The organism is Occallatibacter sp., from assembly GCF_049802275.1.
In the GTDB taxonomy this organism is placed as follows: Bacteria; Acidobacteriota; Terriglobia; order Terriglobales; family Acidobacteriaceae; genus Telmatobacter.
This window is the reverse complement of record NZ_JBARMD010000282.1, coordinates 1-2540: the sequence shown is the minus strand read 5'-3', so window position 1 is coordinate 2540 and position 2540 is coordinate 1. Positions and strand designations below refer to the sequence as shown.

The window sequence follows — 2540 nt, the reverse complement described above, 5'->3', positions numbered from 1 at the left end:
TTCAAGGCAAGTGCCGCGAGCGCGTAGCTGGCCAAAGTGTAGGGCTCGTCGTATTCATCCGTGAATGGTTGAATGGCGGTCAGGGCCTTCTGGAGGAGCGGCTCGGAATTTGGTGCACCGGCAATCATCGCTGCAATGGACGCAGTGAGCATGGAGTTGCCGCGACTGTCCTCGGGATGCGGCGTGTGGTCCCGATCGACCCGGACCCAGAGTCCTGCGGTCCTCTGAGTCTTGGGCTGTTGTTGCTGGGCCAGATACGCCACGGCCTTGTTCAGGACGCCTTCATCGATGGTAATGAAGTGCCGGGCTTCCGCCAGGAACTGGACCGCGTATGCGGTTAGCGCCAGGTCGGCATAGCGATCTTTCGACCAGTAGGCGAATCCGCCGTTGGAAAGCTGGTCCGCCAGCAGATTCTCGTAAGCTTCTTCAATATTGCGATGCGTCTGCTGCTGAAGCTTCTCATCTTTTTGCGGGATGGCAGCGGCGTAACGCTGAAGGAGAAGGCTTGCCCAAGCCGTGGAGATCGTCTGCTCTGCACACCCGTTCGGGTAGTCGGCAACCGCGACCAGAGCTTCGCGCAGATGTGCTCCGAGATTTGGGTAGACCTTCAGAATTGTGTCGCTACTGGCAGGCAACGTATCGGCTGGATGCGTGAGGGTGAGCGTGTTGTTGCCAGGCGATAAAATTCCGGCGACAGTCACGGCGATTTCCTCCCCGTTGGGATGGACGGTGACCGGACGTGCGATACGATCTCCAACCTCGCCTGCCTGTGCCGTGAACTGTTGCTGCCCATTACTGACAGGGGTCAATGCAGTAAACCGGAAGATCGGGGACGCGGAAGCCTGTGAAGGGATTTGCATCGTGCTCGAAGCAGGCCCATCGAGACGGAACCAGGGCGCGGGTGTGAGAGAACTTTGAACCGAGACTGGATGGTCCAGATAGTTACGGATGGTGATCGGCAGTGCGATGGCATCACCGGTCGTGAGGATCGACGGCGGATCAAACGCAGCGAAGAAGGGCTGGAAGCTGCGGAACTGCGCGGTGCCGGAACCGATGTTGCCCTGAACGGTGGATGCGGCGGCGGAGAGCTGCCACGTGGTGATGCTGTCAGCAACTGGAAATTGAAGCATTGCCGTACCGTCTGGAGCTGTGATGATCTCGGGACGCCATACGAGTGTCTCCGGGAAGTAGTCTCGAAGGCGCGGTGTAGATGCGGTCGGCGGAGGTGGAGGTGCAGGGAGCATGACACCAGGTGCCATCTGGCCCATGACAGTTACCTGTTGAGTCGAAATCATAGCGCTGTCGGTGCTAACCATCATTGGACTGGCATTGACTTCTACAGCCTCACTGACGTTGCCGACCCTGAGCGTCGCGTCCAACGTAACGGTCGCCTGTGGAATCAGGCTGACTTGGTCATAGACGAGGTCCATGAACCCCTGAGCATGGATGTGCACCTTGTACATGCCGACGGGCATGGGGCCAATCAGGTAGCTTCCTTCGTTATCTGATTTGCCTTCGAATTCCATACTGGTTTTCTGATTGATCGCCACTATGACTGCGCCTGGGACTACTGCTCCTGATTGATCGGTGACTGTACCAGCAATATCGCCCGTTTGTCCGGAATGAACCGTCTGGTGCGAAGCGCGTTTGGCAACGGAATCTTGGGCTCCCTGAAGTGAGCGGACACGTGAAAAGGTGGCGAAGACGAAGTCGTCCGGGGTACCACGCTTTCCGTCTGCGCCAAGGCTATGCAGTTCAACGATGTCTGAGATGGCGGTGACCGGGATAATCGTGGTTCGATTCTGGGGAACGCCATTAGGGATTGCGTGCGCTTCTGTTTGGACGCGGTCGGTGTAGATGGATCGGTTGCGGAATGTGACGAAGAGATTCCGGTGCCAGGGGTCGGTGAGCTGCGATGGGTGTATGCCTGATAGGCGAAGTGCAGCGCTGAACTCTGTGGCGTTCAAGGGGTAGGAGTGGGATGCGGCGTAGCGTCCTAGTGCGGCTTCGATGCGTCCGCGCAATTCAGTGGTGTAGTCGATCTCGGCTCTGCCTTCGATATATGGGCCTTTCTGGAAGTCATATTGGGGCTGAAACTTTGGGTCGCCGACGGAAGATGCAGAGACCACAAATTGGGTTCCCTCGATCGAGAACCTGAAGGCATACGGCTGGCCCCAGGGATCGCGCCATTGATCAAAAGCAACGCCATCCGATTGCATCGCGCGGCGCAGGTCTGCGAAGTTGCGCACAAACCGACCCGTTCGTTCGTGGAAGGATGTGACCGCGTGTTTCACCTCCAGTTCATGCCTCGCAAACCAGCGCCAACTGGCGAGCGGAATCTCGAAGTCGTCGGCAGTGGCGGAGATTTTATCGGGACCGTCACTGTGGAGGGTGAGCGTGAAGGTGCCCGCGTTTTCAGGAACAGCGGTGATGCCGTATGGATTTCCCCAAGGGTCCCGTAACGCATCGAAGTCAATGCCCCTGGTAGCGACGATCGCGGCAAGTTCAGGCTTGGCAATCGGGAGTTCCGTGTGGATGTT

At 58.0% G+C, this 2540-nt stretch carries 1 protein-coding gene; it reads right to left on the bottom strand.

Annotated elements, in window-relative coordinates; translation table 11 throughout:
- The coding region (locus tag WA354_RS09775) for a carboxypeptidase-like regulatory domain-containing protein (protein WP_472812822.1) at nucleotides 1-2540 on the bottom strand (2540 nt) is incomplete at both ends.